The sequence below is a fragment of the Actinomadura fulvescens genome, from assembly GCF_039533225.1.
Taxonomy (GTDB): Bacteria; Actinomycetota; Actinomycetes; order Streptosporangiales; family Streptosporangiaceae; genus Spirillospora; species Spirillospora fulvescens.
Window position 1 is genome coordinate 222,317 of sequence record NZ_BAAATD010000011.1, and the last position, 17,336, is coordinate 239,652.

The 17,336-nt window shown below is 73.4% G+C and carries 15 protein-coding genes; 12 read left to right on the forward strand and 3 right to left on the reverse strand.

Translation table 11 applies throughout. The annotated features are described in order from the left end of the window. The first annotated feature begins 18 nt into the window (after nucleotides 1-18). From ABD333_RS34700 to ABD333_RS34720, 5 genes are read left to right on the forward strand one after another with little or no spacing between them, the layout of a single operon-like run. Nucleotides 19-1,383 (forward strand): alpha-2,8-polysialyltransferase family protein, encoded by a 1,365-nt coding sequence (locus tag ABD333_RS34700; protein WP_344546783.1) that lies wholly within the window; start codon nucleotides 19-21, stop codon nucleotides 1,381-1,383. After that, the gene (locus ABD333_RS34705) at nucleotides 1,380-2,564 is read left to right on the forward strand and encodes an acyltransferase family protein (protein WP_344546784.1); all 1,185 of its coding nucleotides are present in this window, start codon (nucleotides 1,380-1,382) and stop codon (nucleotides 2,562-2,564) included. The genes ABD333_RS34700 and ABD333_RS34705 overlap by 4 nt, the downstream gene beginning before the upstream one ends. Nucleotides 2,565-2,582: 18 nt before the next feature. Continuing rightward, the gene (locus ABD333_RS34710; protein WP_344546785.1) at nucleotides 2,583-4,196 is read left to right on the forward strand and encodes a glycosyltransferase family 39 protein; all 1,614 of its coding nucleotides are present in this window, start codon (nucleotides 2,583-2,585) and stop codon (nucleotides 4,194-4,196) included. After that, complete coding sequence (locus tag ABD333_RS34715; protein WP_344546786.1) at nucleotides 4,193-5,164, forward strand: glycosyltransferase family 2 protein; 972 nt, start codon at nucleotides 4,193-4,195, stop codon at nucleotides 5,162-5,164. The genes ABD333_RS34710 and ABD333_RS34715 overlap by 4 nt, the downstream gene beginning before the upstream one ends. After that, on the forward strand, nucleotides 5,161-6,303 hold the full coding sequence (locus ABD333_RS34720) for a hypothetical protein (RefSeq protein WP_344546787.1): 1,143 nt from the start codon (nucleotides 5,161-5,163) through the stop codon (nucleotides 6,301-6,303). Before ABD333_RS34715 ends, ABD333_RS34720 begins: the two co-directional genes overlap by 4 nt. Before the next feature lie 22 nt (nucleotides 6,304-6,325). On the opposite strand, the gene ABD333_RS34725 is transcribed toward ABD333_RS34720, so the two are convergent. Together ABD333_RS34725 and ABD333_RS34730 are read right to left on the reverse strand one after the other, a co-directional pair. Further along, a complete protein-coding gene (locus tag ABD333_RS34725; RefSeq protein ID WP_344546901.1) occupies nucleotides 6,326-7,555 on the reverse strand; it encodes a DUF6716 putative glycosyltransferase in 1,230 nt (409 codons plus the stop codon). A gap of 2 nt (nucleotides 7,556-7,557) precedes the next feature. Further along, nucleotides 7,558-8,580 (reverse strand): hypothetical protein, encoded by a 1,023-nt coding sequence (locus ABD333_RS34730; protein ID WP_344546788.1) that lies wholly within the window; start codon nucleotides 8,578-8,580, stop codon nucleotides 7,558-7,560. 211 nt (nucleotides 8,581-8,791) lie between these two features. Between ABD333_RS34730 and ABD333_RS34735 the strand changes: the two genes are divergently transcribed. From ABD333_RS34735 to ABD333_RS34765, 7 genes are all read left to right on the forward strand, one after another. Further along, a complete protein-coding gene (locus tag ABD333_RS34735; protein WP_344546789.1) occupies nucleotides 8,792-9,916 on the forward strand; it encodes a glycosyltransferase family 4 protein in 1,125 nt (374 codons plus the stop codon). Nucleotides 9,917-10,059: 143 nt separating this feature from the next. Next, nucleotides 10,060-10,650 carry an HD domain-containing protein gene (locus tag ABD333_RS34740; protein ID WP_344546790.1) on the forward strand — a complete coding sequence of 197 codons (591 nt, stop codon included), beginning with the start codon at nucleotides 10,060-10,062 and terminating at the stop codon, nucleotides 10,648-10,650. A gap of 32 nt (nucleotides 10,651-10,682) precedes the next feature. Further along, nucleotides 10,683-11,168, forward strand: coding sequence for an SRPBCC family protein (locus ABD333_RS34745; protein ID WP_344546791.1), 486 nt, complete (start codon nucleotides 10,683-10,685; stop codon nucleotides 11,166-11,168). Between the two features lie 44 nt (nucleotides 11,169-11,212). Next, nucleotides 11,213-11,911 (forward strand): acetoacetate decarboxylase family protein, encoded by a 699-nt coding sequence (locus ABD333_RS34750; protein ID WP_344546792.1) that lies wholly within the window; start codon nucleotides 11,213-11,215, stop codon nucleotides 11,909-11,911. Then, the gene (locus ABD333_RS34755; RefSeq protein ID WP_344546793.1) at nucleotides 11,908-12,744 is read left to right on the forward strand and encodes an SDR family NAD(P)-dependent oxidoreductase; all 837 of its coding nucleotides are present in this window, start codon (nucleotides 11,908-11,910) and stop codon (nucleotides 12,742-12,744) included. The genes ABD333_RS34750 and ABD333_RS34755 overlap by 4 nt, the downstream gene beginning before the upstream one ends. Nucleotides 12,745-12,838: 94 nt before the next feature. Then, nucleotides 12,839-15,394: a HelD family protein gene (locus tag ABD333_RS34760; RefSeq protein WP_344546794.1), complete on the forward strand. Its 2,556-nt coding sequence runs from the start codon at nucleotides 12,839-12,841 to the stop codon at nucleotides 15,392-15,394. Between the two features lie 74 nt (nucleotides 15,395-15,468). After that, nucleotides 15,469-16,128, forward strand: a complete 660-nt coding sequence (locus ABD333_RS34765) for a TetR/AcrR family transcriptional regulator (RefSeq protein ID WP_344546795.1) — start codon at nucleotides 15,469-15,471, stop codon at nucleotides 16,126-16,128. Here ABD333_RS34765 and ABD333_RS34770 read toward each other — a convergent pair. Next, nucleotides 16,125-17,336: an NADH:flavin oxidoreductase/NADH oxidase family protein gene (locus ABD333_RS34770; protein WP_344546796.1), complete on the reverse strand. Its 1,212-nt coding sequence runs from the start codon at nucleotides 17,334-17,336 to the stop codon at nucleotides 16,125-16,127. The two genes, ABD333_RS34765 and ABD333_RS34770, sit on opposite strands and share 4 nt — an antisense overlap.

Here is a 17,336-nt window from a genome sequence, read left to right on the forward strand (position 1 = left end):
GCCGTGACGCAACTCTTCATGACCTCGACGCTGTTCAGCGCGATCACTCTGTCGGCCGCGATCGACGCCGGGGCGTTCGGCCCGCGCGACCGCCGGCGGGTGCTGCTGGTCAGCAACAACAGCGCGATGCCCGAGTTCGCCACGCCGGTCGACCAGGTGCCGGGCTTCGACACGCTCGCGCCGCGCTTCGACGACGTCATCTCGTGGAACGCCGAGATCGCCCCGCTGCATCCGAGCGGCTGGGAACCCCGGATGGAGGACCTGCCCGTCTGGGAACGGATGTTCCGTGACCGCTGGGGGCTCGGCGACGAGCCGGTCGAGCTGGTCACCGAGTCGATCGCGGTGCCGCCCGCGCGCTCGCTGGCCGCGATCTTCTTCGACGCGGTGGTGACGGTCTACTCCGACGGGCTGATGAGCTACGGCCCGACGCGCAACGCGCTCCCCCACGGCATCGGCACCAAGATCAGCCGTCAGCTGCATCTCGACCTCGTGCCCGGCCTCGAACCGCAGCTGCTGCGCGAGTACGGCGTGCCCGCCGAGGTCATCCCCGACGAGCCGTTCCGCTCGGTCCTCGACAAGTTCCACGCCGGGGTCGCCCCGGCCATCGCCGCGTACGGCGACGGCCTGGACGGCGCGCCGATCATCATCGGGCAGTACCTGTCGGCACTCGGCATCCTCACCGACGAGGAAGAGGACGACCTCCACCTGGAGATGCTGCGCGGCACCGCGGCGCGCGGCCACGGCACGATCCTGTTCAAACCGCACCCGGGCAGCCCCGTGCGCGCCACCGAGCGGCTGTCCGCCGAGGCCGCGCGGCTGAACGTCCGGCTGCTGATCATCGACGCGCCGGTGCCGGCCGAGGCGTGGTGCGCCGCGATCCGGCCCGAGCTGGTCGTCGGGTGCTTCTCCACGGCGCTGGTGACCGCGGCCCGTTACTACGGCGTGCCCGCGGCGGCGGTCGGCACCGGGCTGCTGCTGGAACGGCTGAAACCCTATGAGAACAGCAACCGCGTCCCGGTGACGATCGTCGACACGACGATCCCGCGACTGGCCGAGGACGGCACGCTGCACGAGCCCCGGATCGGCGCCGGCGCGATCGCCGCCGAACTCGTCCCGCTCGTCGCCGCCGTCACGTACTGCATGCGCGCCTCCGCCCGTCCCGACCTGCGGGCCCGGGCGATCGCCCATCTCGACGCCCATCAGGGCGCGGAGCTCACCCGCTACTTCAAGCGCCGCCGCCTGACGACGCTGGACCTGCCCGGCGGCCTCGCCCAGTCGCATCCGCGCGTGCTCAACTCCGTGCTGCCGCGCAGCAGCCGGCGGCGGCAGCTCGCGATCGCCGCGCTGCGCCGCGCCGAGCAACTGCGGGCGCGGCCGAAATGACCGACACGACGGCCGCCCGCACGACGGTGCTCGTGCCACCCGCACGAGACGAGCCGAGACCGGCCGAGACCACGCCGGGCCGGAGCCGTCAGGGCGGCGACCGCCTGCGCGCGCTCGACGGCATGCGCATCATCGCCGCGCTGATGGTCTGCTTCTACCACTACACCGGACGGGGCGGCACGGTGTCGGAGTCGTGGGGCGAGTCGCCCCGCGCGCTGTTCCCCGACCTGTCGTCGATCGCGGTCTACGGCAACCTCGGCGTCGAGTTCTTCTTCGTCATCAGCGGGTTCGTCATCTGCATGAGCTGCTGGGGACGGTCGCTCGGCGACTTCTTCCGCTCCCGCGTGAGCCGCCTCTACCCGGCGTACTGGGTCGCGATCGTCCTCGTCACCGCCGCGTCGCTCGTGCTGCCCGCGGTGGCCAAGCCGGTACGGCTGGACGAGTTCCTGGTCAACCTCACGATGCTGCAGCAGCCCGCGGGCGCCCACCGGGTGCTCGGCGTGTGCTGGACGCTCTGGGTGGAGCTGCGCTTCTACCTGCTGTTCGCGCTCTTCGTGGTCTGGCGCGGCGCGACGTACCGGCGGGTGGTGCTGTTCTGCTGCCTGTGGCTGGTGGCGGGCGTGCTGACCCGGGGCACCGACCTGGAGATCCTGCGCGAGATCACGGTCGACTCCTACGCGCCGTTCTTCACCGGCGGGCTCGCGCTCTACCTGATCCACCGGTACGGGAGCGACCTGCTGCTCTGGGGCATCGTGGTGATCAGCTGGCTGCTCGGCCAGTACTACGTCACCGGCGACATGTGGAGCCCCGACGCGACCGGATCGTTCGCGCAGCGGTCGCCGTACGTGATCCTGCTGGTGGTCACGCTCGCGTTCGCCTCCGTCGCCGCGGTCGCGCTGGGCTGGTTCCGCTGGGCGGGCTGGCGCTGGCTGACCACGGCGGGCGCCCTCACGTACCCGTTCTATCTCATCCACGAGCACCTGGGCTGGTTCGCGATCCGCGTCCTGCACCGCAAGCTGGACGTGGCCGCGCCGGTGACGCTGCTCGCCACCATCGCGGGCATGCTCCTGCTCGCGTACGCGATCCACCGGCTGGTGGAACGGCCGGGCGGCAAGCTGCTGAAACGGGTCCTGGTCAAGCAGGCCCGCGAGTTGCCGGCACGGCTGAAAGCCACGGGCTAGGCGCCGATGCTGAACCGGATGACGGGCGGCTCGGCAGGGGCGGCCACCGCCGCCTCCGAACCGGCGGCCGTCATGGAGCGCCGCCGCTTCACCTCGGTCCGGCGGCGCTTCACCGGAAGGTTCACGGTTCCGCTGATACCGGCGGTGGCGGCGCTCGTCATCTCGTTCCTCGGCATCTCGGGACCCTCGTTCTGGCTGGACGAGGCCGCGACGCTCAGCATGGCGCGCCGCGACCTGCCGGACTTCACCCGCGCCGTGACCGAGCACCTCGACCTGGTGCACGCCGGCTACTACCTGGTGATGCGGCAATGGCTGGAGATCTTCGGCTACACCGAGCTCGGCGCCCGCTCGCTGTCGGCGCTGGCGGCCTGCGTCGCCGCCGCGGGGATCACCGCCCTGGGCAGGCGCTGCGCCTCGACCTGGGTGGGACTGGTCGCGGGGCTGGTCTACGCGGGCAACGTCACGGTGACGCGGTACGCGCAGGAGGCACGGCCGTACGCGCTGGCCACCGCGATGGGCGTGGTCGCCACCTACGTGCTCGTCCGCGCCGTCCAGTCGCCGCGCTGGTGGTGGACCTGGCTGGCCGCGCACGCCGTCGCCATGGTCCTGGTCGGAGTGCTCAACCTCTTCGCGCTGCTCCTGGCCGCCGCGCACCTGCTGATGCTGGCCGGGGGATTCCTGTCGCGCGTGACCAGGATGCGGGTCTTCGTGGGCTGGTGCGTCTCAAGCCTGATCACCGGCCTGGTGCTCTACCCCTTCGTCACCAAGGCGCAGAGCCAGAAGCACCAGGTCGCCAGCATCCCCTACCCGACGTCCGAGGACGTCTGGAGGCTCGTGGAGTTCCTCTCCGGGCACGAATCGCTCATCTGGGTGTCGCTGGCGGCCAGCGGGCTGGGCCTGCTCGCCGGGCTGCGCCGCGCGGGCTGGGTCCGCCGCGAACGCGACGTTCCCGCGGCTGAGGGCCTGCCGGCGCCGACGTTGAGCGCGCTCGCCGCGCCATGGCTGTTGTTGCCGCCGGTCATCCTGCTGACGGTCTCCGTGGCGACGCCGCTCTACCGCCACCGCTACATGGTGGTCTGCCTGCCCGCGCTCGCGCTGCTGATGGCGGCGGGCCTGGTGTGGACGGCACGGCTCTGGCGTCCCCTGCCGCTCGCGGGCCTGGCGGCGTTCGCCGTGCTCGTCGTACCACCGCAGTTCAAGATCCGGGAAGCGGACGAACGGTGGGACGACCTGCGCACTCCGGCGGCCGTCCTGAAGAGGCACGCGCACAGTGGGGACGCGGTGCTCTTCCTCACGCCGGCGATGCGCTGGCGTTCGGCGGGATATCCGGACGCCTACCGCGGGCTGGACGACGTGATGCTGGCGCAGACCCCGGCCCAGGCGGGAAACCTCGTGGGCGCGGACACGCAGCTGGAAGTCATGAAGCGACGGCTGTGCCTGAAGCAGCGTGTCTGGGTCTTCTGGGACCTCGCGGGCAAGACGCCGCCTCCCGCCTGGGTGCAAGCCCGTCTGCGGTTCGTCGGCTACGCGGGGGCCTTCCTCCCATCCGGCGAGTGGCGCTTCAAGCGGGGCAAGCTCACTTTGATGACCCGGTCCATGGACGCCGGCCCGACGAAAGGATGCCGGTCATGAGCGACATCGCGGTCTCGGTCATCGTTCCGGCGCGCGACGTCGCGCCGTACGCGCCGGCGATGTTGCGCGGGCTGGCCGGGAACGTCCGCGACGACATCGAGTTCATCGTCGTCGACGACGGCTCCGCCGACCGCACCCCCGAGATCATCGACGACCACCGGGCGCGGCTGCCGGGCCTGGTGTCCATCCGCCACGACCGTCCGCTCGGCGTCAGCGCCGCCCGCAACCGAGGGCTGGCCGTGGCCTCAGGGCGCTACATCACGTTCCTGGACGGCGACGACTGGATGGCGCCGGGCCATCTCTTCGCGTTGCTGGCCGCGATCGAGGCCCTCGGGTGCGATTTCGTCCGCACCGACCACGTCCAGGTGTCGGGCCGCCGCCGGACGCTCTTCCGGGCCCCCGAAGGACGCCGCGACACGGTCTTCTCCCCGCGCGAGTCGATCATGCCGCCGCACGAGCCCACGATGGTGGACTACCCGCAGTGCTACAACGGCATCTACCGGCGGGAGCTGGCCGAGGCCGGGCTGCTCGGCTTCGACGAGCGGCTGCACACCGCGGAGGACCGGCCGTGGATCTGGCGGCTGCACCGTGCCGCCGCGTCGTACGCGGTCGTCTCGCTCGCGGGCGTCTTCTACCGGCGCGACGTGCCGGCCTCGCTCACCCAGATCGGCGACGAGCGCCAGCTGCACTTCTTCGAGGCGTTCGACAGCGTGCTGGCCGGGCTCGCCGACGACCCCGACGGCGACCGCCTCGCCCGCAAGGCCGTCCGCAACTACTTCGCGGTGATCGCGCATCATCTCAGGAAGGAGGAGCGCCTCACCGCCGAGATGCGCGCCCGCCTGCGCGAACGGGCCGCGACGGCGATGCTCGGCGTGCCCGGCCACCTGCGTACCGAGGTCCTTCCCGCCATGGGACGCGAACGCATGGAGCTCTTCGAGCGAACGCTCGGGATCGGACTGGAGCCATGACCGGTCTTTTCACCGCCCGCACGGCCTCGGGACTGTTCGCCCTCTGCGCCGCCGTGGACGCGGGCCTGCTCACCGGGGCGCCGCGGCGGATCCTCGTGCTGGCCCGCACGGGCGAGATCCCCGAGCAGGAGCCCGCGCTGGACGAGCTGCCGGGCTTCGCCACGCTGGCCTCGCGGTTCGACGAGGTGATCGACTGGTCGGCGGAGATCGCGCCCCTGCATCCGGGCGCCTGGGCTCCGCCGCGCGACGAGCAGCCGCTGCTGGCCCGGCTGCTGCGACGGAGCTGGGGGCTGGGCGCGGCACCGGTCGAGCTGGTGACCGACTCGATCACCGAGGGTCCCGCCCGCGCGCTCGCCTCGATCTTCCATGACGCCCCGCTGACCGTGTGCGAGCCGGGGCTCGCCGCCTACGGCCCCACCATGGGCGCCCTGCCGGGTGGCGTGGGCAGCCGCGTCGCGGGGCTGCTTCACCTTGATCTCGTCGAGGGCCTCCGGCCGCTGTTCCTGGCCGAGTACGCGCCGCCGGTCACGGCGATACCGGCCTCCTCCTTCCGCAAGACCGTGGCCGAGGTCGCCGACGCGGCCGACGAGCCCGCCGTACCGGAGGTGCTTCGGCTGGACGACGTCGAGGCCGACGGCACTACCCCGCCCGAAGTGCTGTTCGCCCGCTCCACCCCGTCCCTCGTCACCGGCTCGTCCAGCGCTCTGCTCACCGCGGCGCGCCTCTACGACCTGCCGGTGGCCGCCACCGGTGTCGCGCGGCGGCTGGAAGAGCTGCCGCGCTACGACCATCCCGACCGGATTCCACTGGCGATCCTGCACGCGACGCTTCCCGAGCTGACGAGCGACGGCGAGCTACGCGCTCCGGCCGCCGTTTCCGGCGATCGGCTGGCGTCGCTCGTCACCGCGATCGCCTACTGCATGCGCGCGACCGTCCACGCGGAGCGGCGTGAGGAGGCCCGCGCGTTCCTGGAGGAGATCGCCGACGGCCCGATGGCGCGGTACTTCTCGCGTTCGCGCCTGGACGAGCTGCGCCTGGTGCCGCGGCCGCTCGTGCCCGAGCCCGCTCCGGCTCCCGACCCGCCGCTCGACCAGAGGCGCCGCCGCGGCATCCGGCTGCGGCGGCGAACCGTCCCGTAGCCGCCCGCCGATCAGGGCGTGGTCAGGCCTTCAAGGCGCGCTGACGGGCCTGGCGCACGGCGGAGATGACCTCCATGGCGGCGGGCGCCTCCAGGCGCATCCTGGCCCTGCGGCGGGCACGGGCGCCACCGGGATACGGCAGGCGGACGGGAACGGGCAGGGCGCCGGTCCGTGCCTGCGCGACCAGGCCGGAGAGATGGGCGGTCCAGTCGTCGTCCACCGGGTCGTGGAAGTAGTTGGCGGCGCACCAGCTCTGGTCGGGGGTACGGAAGTCGGCGGCCTCAAGGTCGGCCAGGGTCCCGAGGCAGCCGCTGCCCTCGAACACCAGATTGATCATCTCGGCGTTCACCCCGAAGTCGGACAGGACGAGGAGGGGCACCTGAGCGGCGATGGCCTCCAGGGCGGCGGTGGAGCTGACCGTGACGAAGCCCGCGGCGTGCGAGAGGTGCTCGCGCATGGGACCGGTGTCGAAGGTCAGAGCGCCCGAACGCGCCGCCCCCTCGGCCACCAGCTCGCGCCAGAGGAGCTCGTAGTGGTGCAGCTCGCGGTGGGTCTGCTGCTCGTCGGCCCAGGCACGGAGCTTGACGACGGGGCGCAGGTCGGGGCGCCGCTCGGCCAGCGCCGCCAGCGCCAGGAGGACGCGCCGCCGTTCGCCGCGCGCGACGGGCACCTTGGCCTGCGTGGCGAAGACGACACGGTCGCGCCGCGCCTTGGGCGGCGCCGGATCGAGGAACGGCAGCCGGGCGCGGCCGACCGTGCCGCGGACGCCGAGGCCGCGGGCGATCTCGGTGAACTCGGCGACCTCGCGATGGCTGTGCACGATGAACAGGTCGGCGGCCGACCGGAACAGCCAGGCCCGCTCGCTGGCGGGCACCGAGATCCCGGGGAGCCCGGAGACCAGGACGGGCCGGGGTCCGCCGCGACCCAGGATGATGCCGGTCAGCGTCTCGACGACGGGGCCGGTGCAGGCGAGCAGGACCACGTCGGGTTCGTACTCGGCGAGCACGCGGCGCAACCTGCGGGCGGGGAGCACCTCCGCCTCGGCGGTCATGCTCCCGTTCAGCGCGGCGCGGATCTGGTCGGCGGACGGGGTGATCGGGGATCGCACGACCGCGGTGCGCGCGGTCCAGCCGGGCGGCAGCGCGTCGAGCAGGCAGGCCGCCCACTTGAGGTAGGAGTCGGAGTCGGCCAGCGCGAGCACCCGCACGGTGGACGGCCGCGCGCCCGAGGGGAGCTCGGTCGACGGGGACACGGTCAACGGGTGGTCCCCGGGCCGTCGAGGAAGAGACTCAGGTGCTCGCGCAGCGCGGCGTCGGCCCGCTCGGTCCACCATTCGGCGGGAACGGTCACGCCCTCGATCGTAGTGCCGTTGCCGCGCAGGACGAGCCGGAGCGACGTCAGCGCGGTCGACGGAAGGCTGATCACCCGGTGCTCGCGGGTGAGCCCGCGCAGGCAGACCTCGACCGGCGGTCCCGGCTCGGCCACCGAGACGCGCGGGTCGCGCCGCAGCTCGGCCAGGTCGGCCGGGTCTTCGCGCCGGTGCGGACGGTAGGCGATCGGCTCGACGGCCGCCAGACCGGCGATCCACTCCAGGTAACGCTCCCGGTGCACCAGGCCGTTCGCCACCAGGGAGCTGCCCAGGACGACCTGCCGTTCCTGCGGCGGGGGTCCGGCGGGCCGGCTCCGCAACCACGGGAAGTCGTGCGCGACGACCTCGATCCCGTGCGCGGTCACCGCCGTGCGCAGCTCCTCCGGGACCGGCAGCGCCGTGAAGACGACCACGCGGCCCGCCCGGCCGAGGGCGCGCAGCCGGGTGGCGGCCGCGAGGCCCAGCGCCTGCCGGGCCATCGTGGGCCGGGCACGCGCCCGGATCAGCGGGCGCGGGTCGGGGGCGGCGAGCAGTTCGAGCAGGTGGATGGTGGCCAGGCCGTCATCGGCGATCACCAGCCGCTGCGCCCGGAGCGTCAGCAGCCGCCGCTGCACGGTGCCCGAGAAGGCGTCGCCGATCACCAGTGTCCCCGTGCCCGCCGGCAGCGGCACCCGCGTGCCCACGTGCACGCCCGCGAGCCCCCGGTGCGGTCCGAGCCGTTCGACCTCGGCCGCCGTCGCCACCAGCGGGTCGACGCCCGACCGCAGCACGACCTCGGTCCCGTGGCCGAGCAGGCCGGCGTGGTGGGCCTCCACCGCCGACAGCAGCTGCAGCGGTGACTCCACCCAGGCCTTGGGGGCGTGCTGTCCCCGCCGGAGCGCGGGCGGCGACGATGAGAGTACGGACACTCTGCGCATTGTGGTTCGGTTTCGCGACGGGAAGGTGAACCTCCGTACAACGGCATGGGGACATTGCGTCTAGGAGGGGTCAGAAACGCCCATGGGGCCCGCTCACCGCCCTGCCGACGTTCATCCGCGGTCACCCTCCCGTACGGCGGGAATTCGCCCGGCGCGCCCACAATCGCCCGGAAGGACAGTGTCTCCCCCCAGGAGTGAGCCCATGCGGGTCTGCGTGTGCACCATCGCACGTCATCCCGAGGACGCCCGGGTACTGCACCGCCAGATTCGCGCCCTGCTCGACGCGGGTCACGAGATCACCTACATCGCGCCGTTCCGCGCCTGCAACGTGACGCCCTGGCGCGAGATCAGCCCGGTGGACGTGCCGCGGTCGACGGGCCGGCGGCGCCTGGCGGCCCTGCGTGCCGCGCACCGCGCCCTGGCCGAGCACTCCGTGTACGCCGACGTCGTGCTGCTGCACGACCCGGAGCTGCTGATCTCGCTGCCCAGGGCGGTGCGGCGGCGGACCGTGGTCTGGGACGTCCACGAGGACACCGTGGAGGCGCTGACCGAACGCGGGCACCTGCTCCGGCCCGTCCGCCCGCTGCTGCGCCCGTTCGCGCGGCGGCTGGAGGCGCGCGGCGAGCGCCGGCACCGGCTGCTGCTCGCGGAGGAGGGCCACCAGGCCCGGTTCGGCCGGCCGCACCCGGTGGTGCCGAACACCGCGCGCGTCGCGGCGGAGCCGCCCGCGCCCCCTGGCCCCGGCCGGGCGGTCTACGTCGGCCGGCTGTCGGCCGGGAGCGGCACCCACGAAATGATCGCGCTGGCCCGGCTGCTGGCCGCCGCGGGCGTGATGGTCGAGCTGATCGGCCCCGCCGACCCGCAGGTCAGGCCCGCGCTGCGGGAGGCCCAGCGGGAGGGCGTGCTGCGGTGGTACGGGTTCGTCCCGAACGACCGGGCCCTGCGCATCGCCGAAGGCGCGACGGCCGGGCTCTCGCTGCCGCGCCCCGAGGCGGAGGAAGCGCGCCCGGTGCCCGCCAAGGTCATGGAGTACATGGCCCACGGCGTACCGGTGGTCACCACGCCGCACCCCGCGACGGTGGCCGTGGTGAAGCCCGCCGGCGCCGGGATCGTCGTCCCGCACGGCGACCCGCGGGCCGCCGCGGACGCCGTGCTCGAACTCTCCAAAGACGCGAGCCTCCGCACCGGGATGGGCAAGCGGGGATACGAGACGGCCCGCGCGCGCTTCAACTGGGCCGTTCACGCCGGGGAGTTCGTCTCGCAGCTGGAAGCCTGGGCCGGACGGTCACCCGTTCCGCAGCCCGTCCCCACCGAACCGCTCGGCTGACGACCGCGCCGCTCCGCTGAACAAGGGCGGACCGCTCCACTGAACAGGCGGATCGCTCCGCTGAACAGGCGGGCCGTGAGCGCCGCCTGCCCGCCCTGTGTGAGGCTGGAGACCTGGCACAACGGGCAGAACGGAGCGCGCGAGTGGAGACCTTCACCTCCTGGCGGACCTGGGACGAGGCCAAGGCGGATCTGGCGGAGCTGCCCGTGGACCTGCCGGCCGTGGAGAAGGCGGCGACGGCGGCTCAGCGCTGGCACGGCGACCAGCGGCGGCCCACGGGCGTGCCGTACGTCGAGCACCTGCTCGAAGCCCTCGAAGTGCTGGTCCGCGGCCCTCAGGTGACCTCCTCCGACCTGCTCGCCGCCGTCCTGCTCCACGACGTCGTCGAGGACACCGGCGCCACCGTGAGCGAGGTGGAGGCCGAGTTCGGGCCGGTCGTCGCCGAGCTGGTCGACTGGGTCACCAAGCCCCCGGCGGCGGGCGCGGGCCGGCAGGCCAAGCGCGCGGCCAAGGCGGCGTACCTGCGGAGGCTCGGCGAGGCGCCGCGCGAGGCCGTGCTGGTCAAGCTGGCAGACCGGGTCAGCAACGTGCAGCGCCTCTACCAGATGCCGCCCGACTACCAGCGCCGCTACTACGCCGAGACGGTGACCTACATCCTGCCGCTCGCCGCGGCCGACCCCTGGTTCGAGCGGTGGTACGGCGAATGGCGTGAACGGTTCGCCCATCTGCGCTGACCGGTTCCGCCCGTCCCTGAGATGATCTCGGCATGGACAGGGAATGGGTGGTCGAGGAGAGCGTGGCCATCAAGGCGGAGCCCGCGGCGGTGTACGGCGCGATCGCGGATCTGCGGCGGATGGGCGAGTGGAGCCCGGAGACGTTCGCCGTGTGGGTACGCGGGCGTTCCATCGAGACGGGCACGCGGTTCGTGGGCTTCAACCGGATCGGCTGGCGGCTCTGGTTCACCACGGGAGAGGTGAGCGCCGCCGTGCCCGGGGAGGTCTTCGCGTTCCGGGTGGCGAGCTTCGGGATGCCGGTGGCGCTCTGGGGTTACCGGATCGAGGGCATCGGCGACGGCTCGACCCGCCTGACCGAGTACTGGGAGGACCTGCGCCGCGACAGCCGCGGGGCGGGGTTCGTCTCGCTGCTCGGCAAGGTCTTCACGGGCGTGCCGGCCGAACGGCGCGCTCAGGTCAACCGGGTCGGCATGCGCGCCACGCTGGAACGGCTGAAGGCCGCGCTCGAATCCCGGTGACCCCCGTAGTGACAGGAAAATAAGAACCTGTTCTACTAAGCGGTGTGAGTCATGTGATTCAGGGTGAGCGGGTCACCATGCCCGTCCGCATCCGGGACGCCGCGGTGGCCTCGGCGATGTTCGCCGTGCCCGCCGCCCCGGCCCAGGCCGTCATCGACTACTCCGGCCTGCGGGTGGCCACGCCGCTCCCTGGCCGCCGCCGTGCCGTCTGCTCGCTGGCCTTCATCCGCTACGCGGACGGTGATCTGGGCCCGTACCACGAGTTCGCGGTGGCCTTCCTCGTACGTCCACCGGGCGGCGGGCCCGTCGGCGCGTTCATCCACTGGCTGCCGGTCAACCAGGAGTTCACGCTCGACGCGGGCCGGACGATCTGGGGATTCCCCAAGGAGATCGCCGACATCCCCATGGACCTCACCAGCAGGATCAAGCGGTGCGCCGTGCGCCTGGGCGGCCGCACGGCGCTCGAGCTGGCCGTGAGGCCCGGCCTGCCGGTGCCGTCCGGAGCCGGGACACCGAAGGTCGACGCGTACTCCTGCCTGGACGGGGTCACCCGCCGCACCCCGTGGACGATGTCGCCTTCCGGGGTCCGGTTCCGGCCGGGCGGAGCGAGCCTCACGCTGGGCGATCACCCGGTGGCCGACCAGCTGCGCGGACTCGGTCTCCACCGTGCCCGCGCGCTCAGCAGCAGCACGGTCGCGCACCTGACGATGGAGTTCGCCGACGCCGCGGAGGTCCGGCCATGAACGAGGACGAGACGGCCGCCCGGACCGCGTGGGGGACGTTCCTCCCTCGGGGGACGCGGACGGCCCTGGTGACCGGCGCGGGCGGCGGGATGGGGGCGCTCGCGGCGCAGCGCCTGGCCGCCGCGGGCTGGGACGTCGTCGCCGTGGACGTGGACGAGGCGGGCCTCGGCCGCACGGCGGCACGTTCTCCCAACATGTACACGAGGGTGTGCGACGTCGCGGACCCTAAAGCCGTCGAGGCCGTCGTGGCCGAGACGGGCACGCCGCACCGGGTCCTGCACGCGGCGGCCATCGGACCCTTCGGCCCGGTCCTGGAGCAGCCCCTGGACGAGGTCGAACGGATCATGCGGGTCAACTACCTCGGCACCGTCCATGTCGTCCGGGCGACCCTGCCGGGCATGCTGGCTCTCGGCCAGGGGGAGCTGATCCTCTTCTCCTCCCTCGCGGGATGGCTGACCACCCCCATGACCGCGGCGTACGCGGCGGCCAAGGCGGCGGTCAACGCCTACGCCGAGGGGCTCGTCCGGGAGCACGGCGACAGCGGGGTGAAGATCCGCTGCGTGTGCCCCGCGCAGGTGGACACCCCGATGCTCCGCCAGATCGTGGCGCGGTACCCGGCGGTCGGCCGGACGCGGGCCATGCCGGCCCGGCGGGTCCTCGACGAGATCGACCGCTCGCTGGCGCGTCCGGCCCGTGACCTCTACGTTCTGCCCGGCGGCCGGGCCCGGACGGCGGTGTTCCTCCAGCGGCACGCCCCCGGCCTCGCCGAGCCCGCGCTGCGGCAGGCCGCCCGGCTCGGCCGGCGGCGTTCCGGGGCCGCCCGGACCGCGTGACAGGTCACCCTTACCGCATAAGCTGTCTCTTTCGCCCCTCCGTGGGGTACGGGGAGAAAACCCCCGTGGAGCACAGTCGCGAGGAGCCGCCTGCATGTCGTCCCCGGTCACCGGCCGGTCGGCCTCGGCCAAGACAACGGTCAAGGACCAAGAGATCGCCGCCGAGCAGCGGTACGTCGACCAGGCGTACGAACGGCTCGACGAGATGCGCGCCGACGCCCAGGCCATGCTCCGCGAGGGATACCGCCAGTCGCTCGCCGGCACCAAGGGGTCGCTGGTCGACCGGGACGCCATGGTGCACCAGGCCGCGCTGCGCGCCCAGGCGCTCGACATCGCCGACGACGGCCTGGTGTTCGGCCGGCTCGACCTGACCGGCCGGGAGATCCGCTATGTCGGGCGCATCGGGGTCCGCACGTCCGAGCACGACTCGCTCGTGATCGACTGGCGTGCCCCCGCCGCCGAGGACTTCTACCGCGCCACCCCCGAGGACCCGCGCGGCGTCGTCCGCCGCCGGGTGCTGCACTCGCGCGGCCACACGGTCGTCGACCTTGAGGACGATCTGCTCGATCCCGAGGCCGCCGACGGCCTCACGATCGTCGGCGACGGCGCGTTCCTCGCCTCCCTCGCCCGCACGCGCGAGGGCGCGATGCGCGACATCGTGGCCACCATCCAGCGTGAGCAGGACGAGGTGATCCGCGCTCCCGCCGACGGCACGGTGCTCGTCCGCGGCGCCCCCGGCACCGGCAAGACGGCGGTGGCGCTGCATCGCGTCGCCTACCTGCTGTTCCGGCACCGCCGCCGGTTCGGTTCCCGCGGCGTGCTGATCGTCGGCCCCAACCGCCGCTTCACCGCCTACATCGAGCGTGTCCTGCCCTCGCTCGGCGAGGGTTCGGCGAGCCTGCGCTCGCTCGGTGACCTGGTGGACGGCGTGACCGCCACCGGCCACGACTCCCCCGCGCTGGCCCGGCTCAAGGGTGCGGAGACCATGGTGCGGGTCCTGCGCCGCGCCGTCGCCGACCAGGCGCCGGGCGCGCCCGACGAGCTGCGCGTCGTCTACCGCGGCGTGGTCGTACGGCTCGACAGGCAGCGCCTCGACAAGCTGCGCAACGAGGTGCACCGGCGCAGCCGGGGCAGCGTCAACGCCGCCCGGGGCCGTGCCGCCGAAGTGCTGCTGGAGGCCCTGTGGCAGCAGTACACCGACATCGGCGGCCACGAGGAGCCCGCGCCGCCCGGCCAGGAGAACCTCGCGCTCTGGAACGACCTGCTCGCCGCCGACGGCCTCGGCGACCTGGACACGGCGGACGGCGGTGCGGCGGACGGCGGTGCGGCGGACGGCGCGACGGGCGGCGCGGCGGCTCAGGGCGGGAACGGCTCCGGCCCGGCCAAGAAGCCGGAAGGCAAGCAGGCCGAGTTCACCGCGCGCGTCCGGGAGCAACGGGCGTTCACCGACTTCCTCATCGCCTGGTGGCCGATCCGCCGGCCGCTCGACGTGCTGACCGCCCTCGGCGACGAGGACCGGCTGCGCCGCGCTGCCGCACGCGACCTCGACCGCGACGCCGTCGCCCTGCTGGCGGCCTCGTGGGCCGACCCCGGCACGCTCAGCTACCAGGACGTCGCGCTCCTCGACGAGATCGACGCGCTGCTCGGCTCGCTGCCCCGTCCCGCCCGCCGCAGGGCCAAGGCGGCCGACGACGACCCGTACGTCGTGGACGGCGTCAACATCCTCACCGGCGAGGAGGTCGCGGACGACGACTGGGAGCCGGAGATGCGCGAGCTCACCACCTCGATCGAGCGCCTCGAACAGTCCCGCCGGGTCGATGACGGCGTGGTCGACGAACGCCCCGAATACGCGCACATCGTCGTCGACGAGGCGCAGGACCTGTCGCCCATGCAGTGGCGCATGCTCGGCCGCCGGGGCCGCCAGGCCAGCTGGACGATCGTCGAGGACCCCGCGCAGAGCGCCTGGGAGGACCTCGCCGCCGCCCGCACGGCGATGGAGTCCGCGCTCGGCGCTGACCAGGCCGGGGGTCGTTCCTCCCGGTCGCGGCGGGGCAGGGGACGTTCCCGCAAGCCGCCTTCGACCGCGCGGCGGGCCCGCTACGAGTACGAGCTGACGACCAACTACCGCAACTCGACCGAGATCGCCGCGGTGGCGACCCGGGTGCTCGCGCTGGCCCTGCCCGAGGCACGCCCGGCCCGCGCGGTGCGCACCTCCGGCATCGACCCGATCGTCCGCGCCGTACCGGAGCGCGAGCTCGCCACGGCGGCCCGCGCGGCGGTCGAGGAGCTCCTCGACCAGGTCGAGGGCACGATCGGGCTGATCGTTCCGCTGCCCACGGCCCCGGCCCGCCCGGGGAACGCGCAGCCGGATCTCTTCTCCGCGCAGAGTGTGAACGGCGCCGGCGCCGCCTGGAGCGCCGCCGATCGGGAACGGCTCGCCGCCGGCCTGCCGGAGCGGGTCCAGGTGCTCGACGTGCTGGAGGCCAAGGGCCTGGAGTTCGACGCGGCGGTGATCGTCGCGCCCGAGACCGTGGCGGCCCAGTCGCCGCGCGGCCTGCGCGTGCTCTACGTCGCGGTCTCGCGTGCCACGCAGCGGCTGACCGTGCTCACCGGCGACCCGAAGTGGACCTCGATCCTCACCACGGGCTGACGGCACGGTAGTGGTGAGCGGCGACCGGCCGTTACGCTGACCAGAAAGCTGACCGCTTCGTGTCCTGGAGAGGTATGAGCGGCCGAAACCCCGCCCCACGCCGCAGCTATGGGGGCCGCACGGCCGAAGAGCGCCGTGCCGAACGGCGGGAACGGCTGCTGGGCGCGGGTCTGGAGCTCTTCGGCACCCAGGGTTACGCCGCGACGTCGATCGAACGGCTGTGCTCGGCCGCGAGCGTGTCGACCCGCAACTTCTACGAGGAGTTCAGCGGCCGTGAGGAACTGCTGGCGGCGCTCCACCTGGAGCTGAACGAGCGGGCCCACGCCGCACTGAGCGAGGCGGTCGCCGAGGCCGCCCCCGAAGACCTGCCCACCCGGGTCGAACGTATCGTGAGCGCCTATGTCAGGGTCACGGCCAGCGACCCGCGCTGGGCCCGGATCAGCTTCGTCGAGGTCATCGGGGTCAGCCCGGAACTGGAGGCCCTCCGGCTGGAGTGGCGGGAACGCTGGGCCGACATGATCGTCGCCCTGGCGGACGACGCCGCCGCGCGCGGCGAGGCCGTCGCCCGCGACTACCGGCTGACCGCGATCTCCATCATCGGCGCGGTCAACAACCTGGTCCACCACTGGTCCGCCCGCGGGCAGGACATCCCGCTGGACGCCATCACCGCCGAGCTCACCCATCTGATCCTGGCGGTCACCACCACCCCGGACCGGCGTGACGCGGCGCGCTAACGCCTGCGGCGGAACGCGTCGAGGCCGCTGACGGCGGTGTAGCGCAGCATGCTGCGCACGGGATGGCGACCGGGATCCGGATCCTGGCCGCGGCCCATGCGCCAGAGCTGTTCGGTGTGCCAGGCGAGCTCGCTCATGCCGTCCAGCCGCCGGATCCCCACCCGGCGAGGCGTCACGCCGCTGCTGACGCCGTCCCCCGCCAGCAGCCGTGCGGGTAGGTCGGGCGCCAGCGCCATCGGACGGCCCAGGCCGATCAGATCGACGGCCCCGCTCGTGACCGCCTCCTCCATCGCGGCCTTCGTCCGGAAGCCTCCGGTCAGCATCAGCGGAACGGACGTGCGGGCACGCACCCGCTCCGCGAAGTCCAGGAAGTAGGCCTCCCGTGCCCGCGTGCTTCCCCGCACGTCGCCGGTCAGCAGCGCGGGCGACTCGTACGTCCCGCCGGAGATCTCCAGCAGGTCCACGCCCTCGGCGCCGAGGACCCCGGCCACCTCCATCGACTCCTCCCAGGTCAGTCCGCCCCGCTGGAAGTCGGCGGAGTTGAGCTTCACCGACACCGGCACGTGCCCGCCCGTCGTGGACCGCACGGCCCGTACGACCTCGACGAGGAACCGGCGGCGCCGTCGCGGGTCCCCGCCCCACGCGTCGTCGCGCCGGTTGGTCAGCGGAGAGAGGAACTGGCTGATCAGATAGCCGTGCGCCGCGTGGATCTGCACTCCGGTGAAGCCGGCCCGCACCGCGATCCCCGCCGTGGTGGCGAACCGCGCGATCAGGCCTTCGATCTCCGCGTGCGTGAGCTCGCGCGGCCTCGCGAACGCGCCGCCCAGCCCGCGCACCGCCACCGGCGACGGCGCGACCGGCCGCCGGGAGAGATACCTCGGCGACTGCCGTCCGGCGTGGTTGATCTGCATCCACACCTCGGCGCCGCCCGACCCGGCCGCCGCGGCCCACGTCCGCAGGCCCGGCAGGTCCCGTTCGTCCTCGACCGACACGTTGAGCGGCTCGCTCAGCGCCGTCCGGTCGACCGCCACGTTGCCGGTCATCAGCAGCGAGGCCCCGGAGCCGGCCCACCGCCCGTACAGCCGCACCAGGTCGTCAGTGGGCGCGTTGGCGCGCGTGGCGAGCTGCTCGCTCAACGCCGCCTTCGCCAGGCGGTTGCGCAGCACAGCGCCGCAGGGCAGTTCCAAAGGCTTCGCCAGCACGCTCAT

Bases quoted from the DNA above. Each gene is read 5' to 3' on its own strand.
- ABD333_RS34700 (WP_344546783.1), top strand. From the start codon at position 19: ATGACCTCGACGCTGTTCAGCGCGATCACTCTGTCGGCCGCGATCGAC.
- ABD333_RS34705 (WP_344546784.1), top strand. From the start codon at position 1,380: ATGACCGACACGACGGCCGCCCGCACGACGGTGCTCGTGCCACCCGCA.
- ABD333_RS34710 (WP_344546785.1), top strand. From the start codon at position 2,583: ATGACGGGCGGCTCGGCAGGGGCGGCCACCGCCGCCTCCGAACCGGCG.
- ABD333_RS34715 (WP_344546786.1), top strand. From the start codon at position 4,193: ATGAGCGACATCGCGGTCTCGGTCATCGTTCCGGCGCGCGACGTCGCG.
- ABD333_RS34720 (WP_344546787.1), top strand. From the start codon at position 5,161: ATGACCGGTCTTTTCACCGCCCGCACGGCCTCGGGACTGTTCGCCCTC.
- ABD333_RS34735 (WP_344546789.1), top strand. From the start codon at position 8,792: ATGCGGGTCTGCGTGTGCACCATCGCACGTCATCCCGAGGACGCCCGG.
- ABD333_RS34745 (WP_344546791.1), top strand. From the start codon at position 10,683: ATGGACAGGGAATGGGTGGTCGAGGAGAGCGTGGCCATCAAGGCGGAG.
- ABD333_RS34755 (WP_344546793.1), top strand. From the start codon at position 11,908: ATGAACGAGGACGAGACGGCCGCCCGGACCGCGTGGGGGACGTTCCTC.
- ABD333_RS34760 (WP_344546794.1), top strand. From the start codon at position 12,839: ATGTCGTCCCCGGTCACCGGCCGGTCGGCCTCGGCCAAGACAACGGTC.
- ABD333_RS34765 (WP_344546795.1), top strand. From the start codon at position 15,469: ATGAGCGGCCGAAACCCCGCCCCACGCCGCAGCTATGGGGGCCGCACG.
- ABD333_RS34770 (WP_344546796.1), bottom strand. From the start codon at position 17,336: ATGAGCGTGCTGGCGAAGCCTTTGGAACTGCCCTGCGGCGCTGTGCTG.